This is a genomic window from Ancylobacter koreensis, from assembly GCF_023016525.1.
Taxonomy (GTDB): domain Bacteria; phylum Pseudomonadota; class Alphaproteobacteria; order Rhizobiales; family Xanthobacteraceae; genus Ancylobacter; species Ancylobacter koreensis.
In genome coordinates this window covers 22,463-39,052 of the sequence record NZ_JALKCG010000008.1, presented here as the reverse complement: position 1 = coordinate 39,052, position 16,590 = coordinate 22,463, and the positions used below count along the sequence as shown (strand labels likewise).

General features: G+C 68.4%; 18 protein-coding genes. 10 read left to right on the top strand and 8 right to left on the bottom strand.

The window, feature by feature from the left end; genetic code table 11:
- Positions 1–214 precede the first annotated feature (214 nt).
- The 7 genes from MWN33_RS16475 to modC all read left to right on the top strand — a co-directional run bounded on the left by MWN33_RS16475 (position 215) and on the right by modC (position 5,756).
- The gene (locus MWN33_RS16475; RefSeq protein ID WP_247202133.1) at positions 215–580 is read left to right on the top strand and encodes a hypothetical protein; all 366 of its coding nucleotides are present in this window, start codon (positions 215–217) and stop codon (positions 578–580) included.
- A 21-nt stretch (positions 581–601) separates the two neighbouring features.
- On the top strand, positions 602–2,179 hold the full coding sequence (locus MWN33_RS16470; RefSeq protein WP_247202132.1) for a GMC oxidoreductase: 1,578 nt from the start codon (positions 602–604) through the stop codon (positions 2,177–2,179).
- A 24-nt stretch (positions 2,180–2,203) separates the two neighbouring features.
- The gene (locus MWN33_RS16465) at positions 2,204–2,434 is read left to right on the top strand and encodes a YqaE/Pmp3 family membrane protein (protein WP_247202131.1); all 231 of its coding nucleotides are present in this window, start codon (positions 2,204–2,206) and stop codon (positions 2,432–2,434) included.
- Positions 2,395–2,838, top strand: a complete 444-nt coding sequence (locus MWN33_RS16460) for a c-type cytochrome (protein WP_247202130.1) — start codon at positions 2,395–2,397, stop codon at positions 2,836–2,838. Before MWN33_RS16465 ends, MWN33_RS16460 begins: the two co-directional genes overlap by 40 nt.
- 176 nt (positions 2,839–3,014) lie before the next feature.
- Entirely contained in the window at positions 3,015–3,812 is a 798-nt protein-coding gene (modA, locus tag MWN33_RS16455; protein WP_247202129.1) for a molybdate ABC transporter substrate-binding protein, read from the top strand.
- Positions 3,813–3,951: 139 nt separating this feature from the next.
- Entirely contained in the window at positions 3,952–4,641 is a 690-nt protein-coding gene (modB, locus tag MWN33_RS16450; RefSeq protein WP_247202128.1) for a molybdate ABC transporter permease subunit, read from the top strand.
- An 8-nt stretch (positions 4,642–4,649) separates the two neighbouring features.
- Positions 4,650–5,756 carry a molybdenum ABC transporter ATP-binding protein gene (modC, locus tag MWN33_RS16445; protein WP_247202127.1) on the top strand — a complete coding sequence of 369 codons (1,107 nt, stop codon included), beginning with the start codon at positions 4,650–4,652 and terminating at the stop codon, positions 5,754–5,756.
- A gap of 3 nt (positions 5,757–5,759) precedes the next feature.
- Here the strand turns inward: modC and MWN33_RS16440 are convergent, their stop codons facing one another.
- The 8 genes from MWN33_RS16440 to xylF all read right to left on the bottom strand — a co-directional run bounded on the left by MWN33_RS16440 (position 5,760) and on the right by xylF (position 12,451).
- Positions 5,760–5,954 carry a hypothetical protein gene (locus MWN33_RS16440; RefSeq protein ID WP_247202126.1) on the bottom strand — a complete coding sequence of 65 codons (195 nt, stop codon included), beginning with the start codon at positions 5,952–5,954 and terminating at the stop codon, positions 5,760–5,762.
- 72 nt (positions 5,955–6,026) lie between these two features.
- Positions 6,027–6,437 carry a winged helix-turn-helix domain-containing protein gene (locus MWN33_RS16435; protein WP_247202125.1) on the bottom strand — a complete coding sequence of 137 codons (411 nt, stop codon included), beginning with the start codon at positions 6,435–6,437 and terminating at the stop codon, positions 6,027–6,029.
- A gap of 66 nt (positions 6,438–6,503) precedes the next feature.
- Entirely contained in the window at positions 6,504–7,877 is a 1,374-nt protein-coding gene (locus MWN33_RS16430) for a PepSY-associated TM helix domain-containing protein (protein WP_247202124.1), read from the bottom strand.
- A 93-nt stretch (positions 7,878–7,970) separates the two neighbouring features.
- Entirely contained in the window at positions 7,971–8,522 is a 552-nt protein-coding gene (locus MWN33_RS16425; protein ID WP_247202123.1) for a copper chaperone PCu(A)C, read from the bottom strand.
- Between the two features lie 81 nt (positions 8,523–8,603).
- Entirely contained in the window at positions 8,604–9,014 is a 411-nt protein-coding gene (locus MWN33_RS16420; RefSeq protein WP_247202122.1) for a hypothetical protein, read from the bottom strand.
- A 128-nt stretch (positions 9,015–9,142) separates the two neighbouring features.
- A complete protein-coding gene (locus MWN33_RS16415; RefSeq protein ID WP_247202276.1) occupies positions 9,143–9,892 on the bottom strand; it encodes an ATP-binding cassette domain-containing protein in 750 nt (249 codons plus the stop codon).
- Positions 9,893–9,984: 92 nt separating this feature from the next.
- Positions 9,985–11,325, bottom strand: coding sequence for a sugar ABC transporter permease (locus MWN33_RS16410; RefSeq protein ID WP_247202121.1), 1,341 nt, complete (start codon positions 11,323–11,325; stop codon positions 9,985–9,987).
- Positions 11,326–11,410: 85 nt separating this feature from the next.
- Entirely contained in the window at positions 11,411–12,451 is a 1,041-nt protein-coding gene (gene xylF / locus MWN33_RS16405; RefSeq protein WP_425532018.1) for a D-xylose ABC transporter substrate-binding protein, read from the bottom strand.
- Between the two features lie 278 nt (positions 12,452–12,729).
- On the opposite strand from xylF, the gene MWN33_RS16400 reads away from it, so the two are divergent.
- The 3 genes from MWN33_RS16400 to xylA are packed head-to-tail and all read left to right on the top strand — an operon-like array spanning position 12,730 to position 16,582.
- A complete protein-coding gene (locus MWN33_RS16400; RefSeq protein ID WP_247202120.1) occupies positions 12,730–13,767 on the top strand; it encodes a LacI family DNA-binding transcriptional regulator in 1,038 nt (345 codons plus the stop codon).
- A 35-nt stretch (positions 13,768–13,802) separates the two neighbouring features.
- Positions 13,803–15,260, top strand: a complete 1,458-nt coding sequence (gene xylB / locus MWN33_RS16395; RefSeq protein WP_247202119.1) for a xylulokinase — start codon at positions 13,803–13,805, stop codon at positions 15,258–15,260.
- Positions 15,257–16,582, top strand: coding sequence for a xylose isomerase (gene xylA, locus MWN33_RS16390; RefSeq protein ID WP_247202118.1), 1,326 nt, complete (start codon positions 15,257–15,259; stop codon positions 16,580–16,582). The genes xylB and xylA overlap by 4 nt, the downstream gene beginning before the upstream one ends.
- The last annotated feature ends 8 nt before the right edge of the window (positions 16,583–16,590 follow it).

Sequence of the window (16,590 nt, the reverse complement as noted above, 5' to 3'; positions counted from 1 at the left end):
CGGCTGGGGTGCGAAAAGCCGTGGGCAGGAGACTGTCAGGACACCTTCGGGCAACGGGAGGGGTTGAATGGCAGCGGTCCACCGACGTAACGTCACTCGGCATGACCGCCGGGCTGGTGCCGAAGGTGACAGGCGTCGACGATCGCCGTGTCGGTGTTGAGTTAAGCGTGCCGCAGCTCGTGCGATAGCGGTTCCGCGAACGCCAGGGGAGTCGATGATCGAGCGGCGTCTGTTCCTGAAGCTTGCAGCTTCCTCCCTCGGAACCCTGGCCGTCGGCGCCCCTGCTTCCGCCCGCAGCTGGGAAGCGCACTTCGCGAGCGCCTCATGGGCGCGGCTGGGTGCACGGGTGCGGCTGGAGCTTCCATCTGCCGAGCTTGCGGTTCTGGACGAGGAGGGCAATCTCCTGCTGCGCCGGTTCGGCAGCGTGCGGGCGGGCCTTGCCGGCGTCGTCGGCGAAGAGCTGGAGCTCCGGCTTGCCGACGATTTCCGCTCCGGACGTGTCACACGGGTCGGCGGGGTTAGTTTCGCCCGCACCGAGGTAGTGCTGTTCCTGCTCGCTGCCCGGCCCGGGCAGGCGTGAACCTGCGGGACCTTGGGACAGATGGCTGCCGGATACATCGATGCGCGCGGATCGGAGGTTGGCGAGGAAATCGAGGCTTCGGTCGCCATTTTCGGCGCCGGCGCTGCTGGCCTTACCCTTGCGCGGGAGCTCTCCAGAAAGATCGGCGGCGTGGCTCTGATCGAAGCGGGCGGCTTCGATCTGGAGGGCGAGACGCAGAGCCTCTATTTCGGGAACCAGCTCGGCCTTCCCTATTACAATCTGGCGGCCTGCCGCCTGCGCTATTTCGGCGGAACGACGAACCACTGGAGCGGCTTCTGCCGGGCCAACGACGCCATCGACTATGAGGGGCGGCCCGTTCTGGGCCTGCCGAAATGGCCCGTCACGCCGCAGGAAGTAGAGCCCTATATTCGCTCTGCCGCTGAGTCCCTGGGCATTTCCGGTGACTTTTTCGACGTCGGGCTCTTTGTCGAAAGCCTGGGGCTCTCCAGCGACGAGCTGGCGGACGGCCGGTCCGAGGTGCTGGAGACCAAGGTTTTCCAGGTGGCCCGCGACATCAGGCTGGGGAAGATCTACCGCGAACCGCTGGGAAGCACCGGCAACCTCACCGTCTATCATCACCTCAACGCGGTGCATGTGCGGCTCGCCGCCGATGGCAGCCGGGTGGAGGCGGTCGACTGCGCGACGCTGACCGGTCGGAAGATTCGGGTAAAGGCGAAGATCACCGTGCTCTGCTGCCACGCCATTGAGAATGCGCGCCTCCTGCTGGTGTCGAACGACGTCATGAACGTTGGAATCGGCAATGAGAGCGGGTGCGTGGGGCGCTATTTCATGGATCACACGCATATATTCGCGTCCCGCTTCATTCCGAGCCCGACATTTCCGCTGATCTACGACAAGCGCTTTACGGAACGGAACAATCTGAATCTAAATGTCGGATTCAAAGATGATTTCCTGCGCAAGGAAAATTTGCTTCAGTATTATTGCCGATTCAATCCAGTGTATTTCGACGAAGATATCGGCGAGTCCGTTCGGAACATTCGTTACGGACTCTTCGAGCCGGGGGATGTCCGGTTTCTGAAGGATGTCGCCAATGTGCTCAGTGACATTCACGGCGTGGCGGCGCAGGCTGCGACCTATCAGGACATGCTGCCCTATCCCCTGCCGCGCTACTACAAGCTCGAGCACCGGCTGGAACAGGCACCCAATCCCCATTCGCGTATCGTCATTTCTGACCGCAAGGACGCGCTTGGCAGCGCGATCGCCGATCTCGACTGGCAGATCAACGAGCATGATATCGACAGCTTCCGGCGCGGGCAGGAGTATCTGGTCAACGAGTTCTCCGCGCTGGGGTATGGCCGCGCCGAGATCGAGGAGATCACGCCGGAACTGGTGAAGAGCCGCGTCTCCGGGCATTATCACCACATAGGCACAACCCGCATGAGCGACACACCGGCGGACGGCGTGGTCAATGGGGATTGCCGGGTTCACAATGTCGCGAATCTCTACATCGGTGGCAGTTCAACCTTCCCCACGGCGGGCTATTCCGGGCCAACCATGATGATCATAGGTTTCTCCCTCCGGCTGGCGGATCGGATCGTGGCCGATCTGCAGGCCTGAACTCTTTTCTACCGGACCGGCTCCATGATGTTGCGACTTCTCGGCATGTTGTTCAGCCTCGTGCTGCCGCCGGTGGGAGTCTATCTCGTGTGCGGCGTGGGCTTGTCTCTGTACGCCAGCATCGCGCTCACGCTGCTTGCGCTAGCCGTCTTCTTCGGGCTGTTTGCCGGACCGGGGCTGGCGTTATTCATCCTCGCCATTCTTCATGCCTTCGCATGCACACTGTTGTGCCGGCGCCGTGCGACGGCCTCCTGACCGGCTACTTTTATTTGGGGCAAACCGTCGTGCGAAAATTCCTGGCGTTCGGAACACTCGGGCTGGCTCTCGCGGCATGTGGCGGCGAGCCGGAGCCCGACCGGCAGGCCGTGGCGCGCGGCGAAAAGCTGGCGGTCAATTGCTCGCCCTGTCACAGTCTGAAGAGCCGAAGCGAAGGCATTGGCCCGCCGCTGCTGGGGGTCATCGGCCGAAAGGCCGGCGGCTACCCCGGTTATGACTACTCGCCGGCCCTCAAAGCGTCCGGCATAAGCTGGGCGCCGGAGCAACTCGCCAGCTTTATCCAGAATCCGGTCGGGGTCGTGCCGGGTACCAAGATGGCGCTGAGCCCGCTGAGTCCGCAGGAGGCTTCCGACATCGTGGCCTATCTGCGCTCCCTCGACTGATGATGGGCTCGACAGGCCCATCGCAATCTCCTCGCACGAGCCGCCACGAGGCGGCCTGAGGGCTGCCGGTCCGCCCCCAGCCACGCCGCGCGGATCACCTCTGGCATCCACCGGGTATTCATGTATATGGACGGATACATGTATATCAGCGGATATACGAAAGAGGGAGCCGCGCCATGTCGTCTCGTCGTCAATTCCTGAGCCGCGCCTCGGCGCTGGTCGCCTTCGCCGCGCTAGTTGGCACCGCCCTCGCGCCTGCCGGCCTGCGTGCGCAGGAGGCCGCGCCGACGGTGTTTGCCGCCGCCAGCCTGACCAATGCCTTTCAGGACATCGGCAAGCTCTACAAGGAGAAGACCGGCAAGGACGTGACCTTCTCCTTCGCCGCCTCCTCGGCGCTCGCAAAGCAGCTTGAGGCCGGGGCGCCCGCCGCCATCTTCGCCTCCGCCGACAACAAGTGGATGGACTACGCCGAGGGCCGGGACCTGACCCTCAAGGCGACCCGCGTCACCCCCATCGGCAACAGCCTCGTGCTGATCGCTCCGGCCGACAAGGCGAAGGACGTGACCATCGACAAATCGTTCGACTGGCTCGCCTTCCTCGGCGCCGACGGCAAGATCGCCACCGGCCTCACCGACAGCGTGCCGATCGGCATCTACGCCAAGACCGCGCTGACCACTCTCGGCCAGTGGGACAAGCTGCGCGAGCGCATCGTCGGCGCCGAGAGCGTGCGCGCGGCACTGGCGCTCGTCGAGCGTGGCGAGGCCGCCGCCGGCATCGTCTATTCCACCGACGCGGCCATCGCGAAGAATGTGAAGGTGATCGCCACCTTCCCGGCCGACAGCCACCCGCCGGTCGAGTACCCGTTCGAGATTGTGAAGGGCCAGGACACGCCCGCGACGAAGGCGTTCTTCGACTTCCTGACGGGTCCCGAGGCCAAGGCGGTGTACGCGAAGTACGGCTTCGTGGTGAAGTGAGCGTCTGAAAATTCAGACCGTCCGTCACGACATCATCCCGGCCGAAGCGTAGCGCAGAGCCGGGATCGCTTCCAGAATGGCGTCCGATCCCGGATCGCGCGTTCCGCGCGTCCGGGATGACGCCGGTGGAAACAAACGCATGCTCACTCCCGAGGAATGGACCGCCGTCCTGCTGAGCCTCAAGGTCGCCTTCTGGGCCACCTTCTGGAGCCTGCCGGTTGCCGTCGCCACGGCGTGGCTGCTGGCGCGCGGACGCTTCCCCGGACGCGGGCTTCTCGACGGCCTCGTCTACCTGCCGCTGGTGCTGCCCAAGGTGGTGGTCGGCTATCTCCTGCTCATCAGCCTCGGCGCGCGCGGCTTCATCGGGCAGTATCTCGACGCCTGGTTCGGCATAAAGCTGATCTTCACCACGGCGGGCGCGACGGTGGCCGCAGCCGTGGTGAGCTTCCCGCTCACCGTCAATGCCATCCGCCTCGCGCTGGAGGCGGTCGACCGGGGGCTGGAGGTGGCGGCACGCACGCTCGGCGCCTCGCGCATCGACGTGTTCTTCTCGGTGACGCTGCCGCTGATGCTGCCAGGCATCCTCTCCGGCGCGTTGCTCGCCATCGCCTCGGCACTGGGCGAGTTCGGCGCCACCATCACCTTCGTCTCCAATATCGAGGGCCAGACCCGCACCATCCCGCTGGCCATCTACAGCGCCACCCACATGCCGGACGGCGACGCGATGGCGCTGCGGCTGACCGTGGTCTCCATCCTGCTCGCGCTGGGCGCGCTGCTGCTGGCGAGCCTCGTCGACCGGCGCATCCGCGCCCTGCTCGGGCGGGCGTGAGGGGCGGCATGATCGAGATCGATATCCGCCTCGCCCGGCCGGGCGGCTTCGCGCTGGAGGCGTGCTTCGCGACGCCGGGCTCGGGCATCACGGCGCTGTTCGGCCGCTCGGGCGCGGGCAAGACCACCATCATCCAGGCGGTGGCCGGCGTGGTGCGGCCCGACGCCGGGCGCATCGCGGTGGAGGGCGAGGTGTTCTTCGATTCCGAACGCGGCATCGACCTGCCCATCGAGGCGCGGCGCACCGGCTATGTGTTCCAGGACGCGCGGCTGTTCCCGCACCTCACGGTGGAGGGCAATCTGCGCTATGGCGAGCGGCGTGCGCGCATCGTCGCGCGCCGCATCGGCTTCGACGCGGTGGTCGAGTTGCTCGGCATCGGCCATCTGCTCGCGCGCCGGCCGCACACGCTGTCCGGCGGCGAGCGCCAGCGCGTCGCCATCGGCCGGGCCCTGCTGGCGCAGCCGCGCCTGCTCTTGATGGACGAGCCGCTCGCTGCGCTCGATGAGGCGCGCAAGGCTGAAATCCTGCCCTATGTCGAACGGCTGCGCGGCGAGATGGGGCTACCGGTGCTCTATGTCAGCCATTCGGTCGACGAGGTGATGCGTCTGGCCGACCGCATCGCTGTGTTGCGCGAGGGCCGGCAGGTGGCGTTCGGCACGGTCGGCGAGGTGATGGCGCTGCCCGAGGTGGTGCCGGTGATCGGCCGGCTCGACATCGGGCGCGTGCTCGACTGCGTGGTGGCCCGGCACGATGGCGACTACGCGCTCTCCGATCTCGCCTTTCCCGGCGGTACGCTGCGCGTGCCGCAGGTCGATCTGCCGGTCGGCGCGCCGGTGCGCGCGCGGGTACGCTCGCGCGACGTCGCGCTGGCGCTGTCGAAGCCGCAGGACGTCTCCATGCTGAACCTCTTCCCCGCATCCGTGGAAGAGGTGCGGCTGCAGGAAGGGCCCTATGCCGATGTGACGCTCGCGCTCGGCGAGGGCAGGCTCTCCTCCACGGTCACGCGCGAGAGCGTGGAGCGGCTGGGGCTACGGCCCGGACTTCCTGTTTGGGCGATGGTGAAGAGCGTGGCGGTGGACAGCCGCCATGCCGGCTTCGGCGGGCCGAACTCCTAGACCTCAGGGCGGGGTGGAGATCGGCGCGACGCCGGGGCCGACCGCCCACTCGTCGCTGACGAAGCCGACCACCGCGAGGATGAGCAGCGCGATCACCAGCGCGACGATGATGCCGCGCACGCCGCCGGCGCGGTGGCCGAAGAAGCCGGTGATGCTGAGCACCACGAGGATGAGGATGACGACGATGAGGGTCTGCATGGCGCCTCGCGCGGGAGTGTGTCCGCCGACAACCCGCCAGCGCCCGCAAGGTTCCCCGCTACCGGGGCGCGGCTAGCCGCGCGTCGTCCCCGGCGGGGCGAGGGCGGCGCGCAGTTCGTCCACCGCCTCGCGGCTCGCGAGGGCGCTGTCGCGCTCGATGGAGCGGTAGAGCGCGATCAGCCGTTCGCCGAAGGGTGTGAGCTCGCTGCCATGGCCGCGCCGGCCGGGATGGGTCTCGACCACCGGTTCGCGGAAATTGCGGCCGATTTCGTCGACCAGCAGCCAGGCCCGGCGGTAGCTCATGCCCATTTTCTTGGCAGCGGAGAGGATCGAGCGTTCGCGGCGTATGGTCTCCAGCAGGTCGATCATGCCGGGGCCGAGATGGCGGCCGTCGCCGAAATAGACGCGGATGAACAGCCCGTCGCGCGGGGCTTGCGCGGGTGCTTCGTCCTTCTCCTCGGTCTCCATAGATGGATTCGCCACGCGCCTCTCCCCGCCGCGATGTTAGGGGAAGAGGCGCGCGGCTGGAACCCGCCGGAGGCGACGCGATCAGGCTGTCCGCAGCCGCGTGCGCCGCCATCCGAAGGCGAGGTCGAGCGCCAGCATGACGACGAGCGAAGCCCCGACGAGGGGGAACACGAGCCCGACCGCCGCCATGATGGCGATCAGCCCCCACATGACCGAGCGGTCCGCCGGCGCCGGCGGCACGCCAAGCGAGCCTTTAGGTCGCCGCTTCCACCACATCACCCCGGCCGAGACCGACATGAGGATGATGGCGAGGCAGACCGCGAGCAGGAAGAGCTGGTTGGCGAGGCCGAATTCCTGGCCCATGTGGAAATTGATGCCCCATTCCATCGCCTTGGCGGCGGGCCCGTAATCGGCATAGCTCATGTCGATCAGCGGCTTGCCGGTGTACTGGTCGAGATGGATCACCCGCTGCTTCGAGAGGTCGTCGGGATAGACCGTCGCCGAATAGACGCCGCTCGCCCCGCCTGGCAGGCTGAGCGTATAGCCCGGCGAGATGCCGAGCCGCTCGACGGCCGCCGCCGCCGCGTCGATGCCGATCGGCGTGCCGGAGCCCGTCGATTCCGGCATCTGCGCCTGCTCCAGCGACCAGGTGGTCGGGCCGTTGGCATGGTGGAGGTGCTCGTCGGACATCGGCACGTCGACATAGACGCCGGCGGGATAGCCGTAATTGGTACCGTTGGCCCACTCATTGACCTTCTCGCCCCAGACGAGCGACCACGGCATGCCCGACAGCGACATGAAGGCGATGACGATGCCGGCCACCGCGCCGGTGACGGCGTGCAGGTCGCGCCAGAGCACGCGCTTGCGCGGCGTGCCGCGCACGCTCATCACGCCGCCGCTCTGCTTGCGCGGCCACCAGAGATAGAAGCCGGTGCCGACCAACAGGATCGACCAGCCGCCGACGATCTCGATGATCGCATTGGCGTAGGTGCCGAACTCGGCGAGGCTGTGCAACCGGCGCATCAGCCACATGATGGTGCCGCGGTCCGGCAATTCGCCGAGCACGCGGGAATCATAAGGGTCGACATAGACCGAGCGGCGCGTACCCTCGGCGGTCTTGATCACGACCTCGGCGGAGGCGGTGGAATCGGCCGGGGCGATGATCTTGAGCGCCGTGCCGGGGCGGGCCTTGAGCGCGGCGTCGATCCACGCGCTCGGCGCTTCCACCGGCGTGGCGCGCGCCTCGACGACTTTCAGCGGGCGGTGCCAGAGGTCGTCGATCTCGTCGCGGAACAGGTACAGCCCGCCGGTGACGGCGAGCAGGATCATGAAGGGCAGCACCAGAAGGCCGGCATAGAAATGCCAGCGCCACACGGCGCGGTAGAGGCTGGCGGCGCGGTCGAGACCCGCGGCGGGCTCGGCGGCCCCGGCGGCGGACATGGCGGTATCGCTCATCGGAATCGTTTCCGGAAAAAGGGTGTGTCTGGATGTGCGCCGTCGTCCGGCCGCCGTCAGCCGGCGGCCGGGATCAGGCGGCGCGTGCGCGGATCAGTTGGCGGGGGCGCCGTGCTCGTGGCTGTGCGCGTCCGCCGCCGGGGCGTCCTTCGGCCCGGCCATGCCCTCGACCTTGAACACGACGTCGACCGTGCCGGCCTTGGCGAAGGTGAGCGTACCCTTGAAGGTCTCGCCTTCCTTCAGCGGCTGCTTCAGGCCCATGAGCATCAGGTGGAAGCCGCCCGGCGCAAGCTTCACCTCGCCGCCGGCGGGAATCTCGATGCCGTTTGCGAGCTGGCGCATCGTCATCACGCCATCCTTCACCGACATTTCGTGGATTTCGGCCTTCTCGGCGATCTCGACGGTGGCGGAGACGAGGGTGTCCGCCTCCTTGCCCTCATTGTGCAGGGACAGGTAGCCGCCGGCGACCTTGGCGCCGGCCGGCGTCACCCGCGACCAGGGATGGCCGATCTCGATCTCGCCAACCTTGAAACCGTGCGCGAGCACGGGCTGGGCAGCGAACAGGACGAGGGCGGCGGCGAGGATGGCGAAGCCGATGCGGTCTTCGGCGCGGCGAAGCGCGTGCTTCAGGAAAAAGCGGATCATGGGTTCACTCCCGTGGCCGGCGGGCGCGCAGCGGCGTGGCCGGCGAAATCGACTGACGTGATGAGACGCGGTGAGGCGGCGTCAGGCGAGGGGAGGGGCGCGGGTGTGGCGCGGCGTGCGCTCGGGCTGGAGGGCGAGCACGCGCGCGCGCGGCAGCGGCGCGCGGCCAAGCGCCTGCCCGACCGGTAGGGCAGGCGCGGCGGCGACCGGCGGGGGCAGGCCCGCGCCGGCAGAGGTCTGGCAGCCGGTGGTGCAGCAGTCCGGTGCGTGATGGGCCGGGTCGGCGGGGGAGGTGGGTCCGCCGGCGCTATTGGCGCAGATGACCTGCCCGAACGGGTCGAGCGCGATGCCGGCAGCGGCATGGGCACCGCCCGCCATTCCGCCGAGGATCGCCTGAAGGACGAGGAGATAGGCGACGGCAAGCGCCATCGCCGCGCGGCGAAGGGCCGTCGCGGGCGTCGGCCGGGCCGGGTGCCTGTCCTCGGTCGTCATCGGTGCATCCTCGTATCGCGATCTAGCACGGCACGGGCATGCACGGAACAGCGGCACGGCGCCGCTGGCCGGGCTGACCCGGCCATCCAGGTTCTCAGGTCGCGTCGCCGTTCAGGTCGCGTCGCCGTTCAGACCGAGGCGCCGGGGCCGGCAGCGGCGCCGGGCGGGCTCTTGCCGAGGATGATCATGCCCAGCACCTCGTCCTTGGTGACGTCCGAGGTGCGGGCGGTGCCGACCAGCTTGCCGTTCTTCATCACGCTCACCCGGTCCGCGAGGTCGAAGACGTCGTGGATGTCGTGGCTGATGAGGAAGATGCCGATGCCCTCGGCCTTGAGCTGCTTGATCAGCTCGGCCACCTGCGCGGTCTCCTGCGGGCCGAGCGCGGCGGTCGGCTCGTCCATGATGAGGATGCGGGCGTTGAAGTGGATGGCGCGGGCGATGGCGACAGACTGGCGCTGGCCGCCGGAGAGGCCGCGCACCGGCTCCTTGAACTTGCGGAAGTTCGGGTTGAGCCGGCCCATCACCTCGCGGGTGGCCGCCTCCATCGCCACGTCGTCCAGCGTGCCCCAGGCGGTGCGCAGCTCGCGGCCGAGGAACAGGTTGGCGGCGGCGTCGACGTTGTCGGCGAGGGCGAGCGTCTGATAGATCGTCTCGATGCCGTAGCGCTTGGCGTCGCGCGGATTGGCGATCTCGGCCTTCTCGCCGTTGATGCGGATCTCGCCGGCATCCGGCTTGTAGGCGCCGGCGAGGATCTTGATCAGCGTCGACTTGCCCGCGCCATTGTGGCCAAGCAGGCCGACGACCTCGCCGGGATAAAGATCGACGCTCACCCCGTCGACGGCGCGGATGCCGCCGAAGGCGATGCAGATGTCGCGCATCTCGACCAGCGGCGTGCCGGAGATGCGGGAAGCGCCGGGATTGGCGACGGGAGCGGCGGCTTCGGCCGTGACAGCGTTCATGACCTCACCTCTCACTTGAAGCGCTTGCGGTAGACGGTGTCGATCCACACCGCGAAGACCAGTACGATGCCGACCACGATGTTCTGGTAGGGCGTGTCGACGCGCATCAGCACCATGCCCGACTGCAGGCTCTGCATCACCAGCGCGCCGACCATGGCGCCGGCGATGGTGCCCGAGCCGCCGGAGAGCGAGGTGCCGCCGATGACCGCCGCGGCGATCACATAGAGCTCGTCGAGCGTGCCCTGCGCGTTGGTCGCCGAGTTCAGGCGGGCGGTGGAGATGGCGGCGCCGATGGCGGCAAGCGCGCCCATCAGCGCGAAGACGGCGAGGGTGATGCGCTTGGTGTTGATGCCGGCGAGATCGGCCGCCTCCGGGTTGCCGCCGATGGCGAAGACGTAGCGGCCGAAGCGGGTGCGGGTGGTGACGAAGGTCATCACGATGCCGACGGCGACCGCCACAAGCACGGGCACGGCGAAGCCGAAGCTGATCGAGATGCCTTCCGGCGGCACGTCGAGGCCGGCGGCCTCGGCATAGCGGCGGGCGAGGACGGGCGGCAGCGTGTAGGCATTGACGATCAGCGTCGCGGCGACGACGGCGGCGCAGCCGGCGGCGACGGTGACGAACTCCGCCCACATCGGCTTGAGCGGGAAGTGGAAGCGCTGGCGCTGGCGGCGCGCCTGAACGGCGGCGACCGCGATGGCGATGCAGGCGATGGCAGCGATGATCCAGCTCCATTCGGCGCCGATCGAGCCGTTGGCGCCGCCGCCGAGCAGCTTGAAATTGTCGTCGACGAGCGGGATCGTCTTGCCCTCGGCCACCGCCCAGGCGGCGCCGCGCCAGACCAGCAGGCCGCCCAGCGTGACGATGAAGGCCGGCACGCCGAGATAGGCGATGACGAAGCCGTGCAGCGCGCCGATGGCGGCGCCCAGCCCGATGCCGAGGGCGAGCGTCAGCACGAAGACGGCGGGATGGTTGAAGCCGAAGGCCGGCATCAGCGTGCCAACCTGGAACACCGCCATCGCCATGCCGGTGACGCCGAGGATGGAGCCCACCGACAGGTCGATGTGGCGCATCACGATCACCAGCACCATGCCGGTCGACATGACCGCGATGGAGGAGCTCTGGACCGAGAGGTTCCACAGGTTGCGGGCGGTGAGGAAGGTGCCGCCGGCGAGGACGTCGAACACGATCCAGATGACCGCCAGCGCGCCAAGCATGCCCATGAAGCGCATGTCGATTTCGAGCGCGCCGAAGAAGGAGGTCGGCGCCGAGGGCGCCCCGCCCTGCGGCCGGGATGACGGAGCCGGGGTGCTGGCCGGGGTGGCTGGCGTGGCCGTCGTGGTGTCGGTCATGTGCGTCCTCCTGCGGCCCGCGTCGGTTCCGCGGGCGCGCTCATGGGCGGGCGGCGGGGTTGGGCCCCGCCGCGGTTGTGCTCGATCAGTTGCAGGCCTTGACCGTGCCCGGCTTCACGCCCTGGCAGACCGTGGCCTTCGGCACCCAGCCAGCCTCGATGATCACGTCGAGATTGTCCTTGGTGATCGGGACCGGCTTGAGGAAGGTGGAGTTCATCGGCACCTTCTTCGGGCCGCCGGTGAAGGTGGTGGTGCCCTTCACCGCCTTGGGATCGGTGCCCTTGGCGAGGTCGAGGGCGATCTCCGCCGCGCGCTGGCCGAGCTCGCGGGAATCCTTCCACACCGAGACGGTCTGGGTGCCGAGCGCGACGCGGTTCAGCGCGGCGAAGTCGGCGTCCTGGCCGGACACCGGCACCGAGCCGGCGAGGCCCTGGGCGGCGAGCGCGGCGATGGCGCCGCCGGCGGTGCCGTCATTGGAGGCGACGACGGCGTCGACCTTGTTGTTGTTGGCGGTCAGGAACTGCTCGGTGTTGCGCTGGGCGTTGGCCGGCAGCCAGCTGTCGGTATAGGCCTCGCCGACATTCTTGATGTCGCCCTTGTCGATCGCCGCCTTCAGCGTCTCCATCTGGCCGGAGAACAGGAAGTCGGCGTTCGGGTCGGAGGCCGAGCCCTTGATGAAGATGTAGTTGCCCTTCGGCTTCACCTTCATCACCTCGGCGGCCTGGATGCGGCCGACTTCCTTGTTGTCGAAGGTGATGTAGTAGGCATAGGGATTCTCGATCAGCCGGTCATAGCCGACGACCGGGATGCCTTCGTTCTGCGCCTTGGCGATGGCCGGGGCGATGGCGTCCGAATCCTGCGCCAGGATGATGAGGGCCGTGGCGCCCTGGGCGATCAGCGCCTCGACGTCGGAGAGCTGCTTGGCCGCCGAGGACTGGGCGTCGGCCGAAATGTACTTGGCGCCGGCGGCGGCGAGCGCCTTCTTGATCGCGGCCTCGTCGGTCTTCCAGCGCTCTTCCTGGAAGTTCGACCAGCTCACGCCCACCACCGGTTCGGCGGCATGGGCGACGCCGGCCGCCATGACGGTGGCGAAGGCGGCGGCGGTGACAGTCAGTTTCAGATTCATGCTTTCCTCCCAAGGGGGTGCGATAGGCTTGCCGCTCGGCTTGGCGCTCCGGTCGCGCGCGGCGGCGGTCGTTCTTGACGTTCGAACCTCAGAAGCACCGAGATCCATCAGATTCAGGATCGGCCGCGACCGGCCGACATTCCTCCAGACACCTCGGCCAGCGCGCCGATGACCGTCAACGTAACAAATCGTGAGAATCTATGCCCCTGATATTTGCTTCAGGCAATCGCCTCATTCGATGAGTTGCGTACCTCAGATTTTGAGGGCAACATGGCGACATGTCCAGAGGTGTTTCGCGCATAACCCTGCAAGACGTGGCCCGGGAGGCTGGCGTGTCGCTCGCCACCGCCGACCGCGTGCTCAATGGGCGCACCGGCGTGCGCGGCATCACCGCCGAGCGCGTGCGGGACGCGGTGGCGCGCCTCGGCTACCGCCCGAACCTCGCCGCCGCCCGCCTCGCGCGGGGCGAGACCTACCGCCTGTGCTTCGTGCTGCCGGTCGGCGCCAACGTGTTCATGCGCATGCTGGCCGAGCAGGTGGCGAACACGGCGAGCTGGCTCGCCTCCAACAACGCCTACATCGACACGCTGCGCGTCGACGTGTTCGCCCCCGAGACGCTGGCGGCGGCGCTGGAAGGGCTGATCGGCCATTATGACGGCGTCGCCGTGGTGGCGCTCGACCATCCGCGCGTGCGCGCCGCGATCGACGACCTCACCGCCTCGGGCGTCGCGGTGGTGACGCTGGTGTCGGACGTGCCGTCCTCGCACCGCCTGCATTATGTCGGCATCGACAACATCGCCGCCGGGCGCACCGCCGCCACCCTGCTGGGCCGTTTCGCCGGCGGGCGGCGCGGCGCGGTGGGGCTGATCGTCGGCACGCCGGCGCTGCGCGACCATGCCGAGCGCCAGTTCGGCTTCACCCAGGTGCTGGCCGGCGAATATCCGGCGCTGCGCGTGCTGCCGGTGCAGGAGAGCCTCGACGAGGACGAGCGCACCGAGGCGATCGTCACCCGGATGCTGCGCGAGGAGCCCGATCTCGTCGGCCTCTACAATGTCGGGGCCGGCAATCGCGGCATAGCCGCGGCGGTCTCCGCCGCCAACCGCGCCGGCGACCTCATCTTCATCGGCCACGACCTCACCGACGACACGCGCCGCTTCCTGTTGCGCGGGGTGATGGACGCGGTGATCAACCAGGACGCCGGGCACCAGTCGCGCTCGGCGGCCCGTGTCCTGCTGGCCCGCTGCTCCGGCGAGCCGCTGCTCGACGAGCAGGAGCGCATCCGCATCGACATCTTCGTGCGGGACAACCTGCCGTGACCTCCCCAAACCGTGCTGCCGAAAGGGCGTGAGGCATGTTTCTCGGCCTCGATATCGGAACCTCCGCCATCAAGGCGGTGCTGGTCGACGGCGACCAGAACGTCGTCGCCACCGCCGAGACGCCGCTGGCGATCTCGCGTCCGCATCCCGGCTTCAGCGAGCAGAACCCGGAAGACTGGTGGCAGGCGACGCTGGGCAGCATCGACCGGCTGAAGGTTGATCACCCCGCCGCCCTGTCCGCCGTGCGCGGCATCGGCCTGTCCGGCCAGATGCATGGCGCCGTGCTTCTCGACACGGCCGGCGAGGTGCTGCGCCCGGCGATCCTGTGGAATGACGGGCGCGCCTCCGCCGAGTGCCGCGAGCTGGAGGAGCGCTTTCCCGCGCTCCACGCGGTTGCCGGCAACTTGGCCTTCCCCGGTTTCACCGCGCCCAAGCTGCTGTGGGTGAGGAAGCACGAGCCGGAGATCTTCGCCCGTACCGCCAAGGTGCTGCTGCCCAAGGCCTATGTCGGCTACCGGCTGACCGGCGAGATGGTGGAGGAGATGTCCGACGCCTCCGGCACGCTCTGGCTCGATGTCGGCGCGCGCGACTGGTCGGACGCGGCGCTGGAGGCGACCTATCTCACCCGCGCCCATATGCCCCGTCTGGTCGAAGGCAGCGCGGCGGCCGGGCGTATCCATGCCGATCTCGCGGCCCGCTGGGGCATGGCGAGCCCGCCGGTGCTGGCGGGCGGGGCGGGCGACAACGCCGCCGGCGCCGTCGGGCTCGGGGCGATCCATGCGGGGAACGCCTTCGTCTCGCTCGGCACCTCGGGCGTGCTGTGGGCGACCACCGACCGCTACGCGCCCAACCCGCAATCGAGCGTGCACGCCTTCTGCCACGCCATCCCCGCCACCTGGCACCAGATGGGCGTCATCCTCTCGGCCGCCTCGGCGCTCGGCTGGTGGTCGGGCGCGGCCAAGGCGACGCCGGCCGACCTTCTGGCGCCGCTCGGCGAGCGGCCCGCCGCGCCCTCCACGGCGACCTTCCTGCCCTATCTTTCCGGCGAGCGCACGCCGCACAACGACACCGCCATTCGCGGCGCCTTCATCGGTCTCGACCACGACACCTCGCGTGAGGTGCTGACACAGGCGGTGCTGGAAGGCGTCGCCTTCGCCTTCCGCGACTGCCTCGATGCGCTCTCCGCCGCTGGCACGCGGCTGGAAGAGGCCGACGTCATCGGCGGGGGCTCGCGCTCGCGCTTCTGGATCGCCGTGCTGGCGAGCGTGCTCGGCCTGCCGCTCAACCGGATCGAGGACGGCGAACGGGGCGGGGCCTTCGGTGCCGCGCGCCTCGCCCGCATGGCGGCGACCGGCGAAAGCCCGGCGGCGATCTGCCTGCCGCCGCGCCGGCTCGAAACCATCCTGCCGGACCCTGAACTTCAACATGCCTATGCGGAACGGCACGCGCTCTACCGGGCGCTGTACCCCGCCCTGAAGGGAGTGACGTCATGACTGCATCCGCCCGTTTCTTCGCCTCCACCGAGCCGCTGAAATATGCCGGCCCGGAGAGCCGCGATCCCTTCTCCTTCCGCTGGTACGACAAGGACCGGGTGGTGCTCGGCAAGCGGATGGAGGACCATCTGCGCTTCGCCGTCGCCTACTGGCACAGCTTCACCTGGCCCGGCGGCGACCCGTTCGGCGGCGAGACCTTCCTGCGCCCGTGGATGCACGGCGCCGACGAGATGGCGCTTGCCCGCGCCAAGGCGGACGTCGCCTTCGACCTGTTCCGCATCCTCGACGTGCCGTACTTCGCCTTCCACGACCGGGACATTGCCCCGGAAGGCGCGAGCCTGAAGGAATCCAACGCCAATGTGCGCGCCATCGCCGACATCTTCGCGAAGAAGATGGAAAGCGAGAAGGTGCGCCTGCTGTGGGGCACCGCCAACCTCTTCTCCAACCGGCGCTTCATGGCCGGCGCGGCGACCAACCCCGATCCGGACGTGTTCGCCTTCGCCGCCGCGCAGGTGAAGAACGTGCTGGAGATCACCCATGAGCTCGGCGGCGAGAACTACGTGCTGTGGGGCGGCCGCGAGGGCTACGAGACGCTGCTCAACACCGACCTGAAGCGCGAGCTCGACCAGATGGGCCGCTTCCTCAATCTCGTGGTCGAGCACAAGCACAAGATCGGCTTCAAGGGCACGATCCTCATCGAGCCGAAGCCGCAGGAGCCGACCAAGCACCAGTACGACTTCGACGTCGGCACCGTGTACGGCCTGCTCGCCCGCGCCGGGCTTGAGAAGGAAGTGAAGGTCAATATCGAGGCGAACCACGCCACGCTGGCCGGCCACAGCTTCGAGCACGAGATCGCCATGGCGGCGGCGCTCGGCATCTTCGGTTCTATCGACATGAACAAGGGCGACGCCCAGTCCGGCTGGGACACTGACCAGTTCCCGACCAATGTCGAGGATACTGCGCTCGCCATGTACGAGATCCTGCGCGCCGGGGGCTTCACTACGGGCGGGCTCAATTTCGACGCCAAGATCCGCCGCCAGTCGATCGAGCCGGAAGACCTCGTGCTCGCCCATGCGAGCGCGATGGACGTGTGCGCCCGCGCCCTGCTGATCGCCGCCGACATGATCGAGGACGGCGCGCTGCAGAAGGCGGTCGATGCGCGCTATGCCGGCTGGGACGCCCCGGCGGGCCGGGCGCTGCTCGACAAGGGCTCCTCGCTGGAGGCCATCGCCGCCCGCGTCGAGGCCGAGAACCTCGATCCGCAGCCGCGTTCAGGCCGGCAGGAGCGGCTGGAAGCGCTCGTCTCCAGCTATCTGCGCTGAGGTCTGAC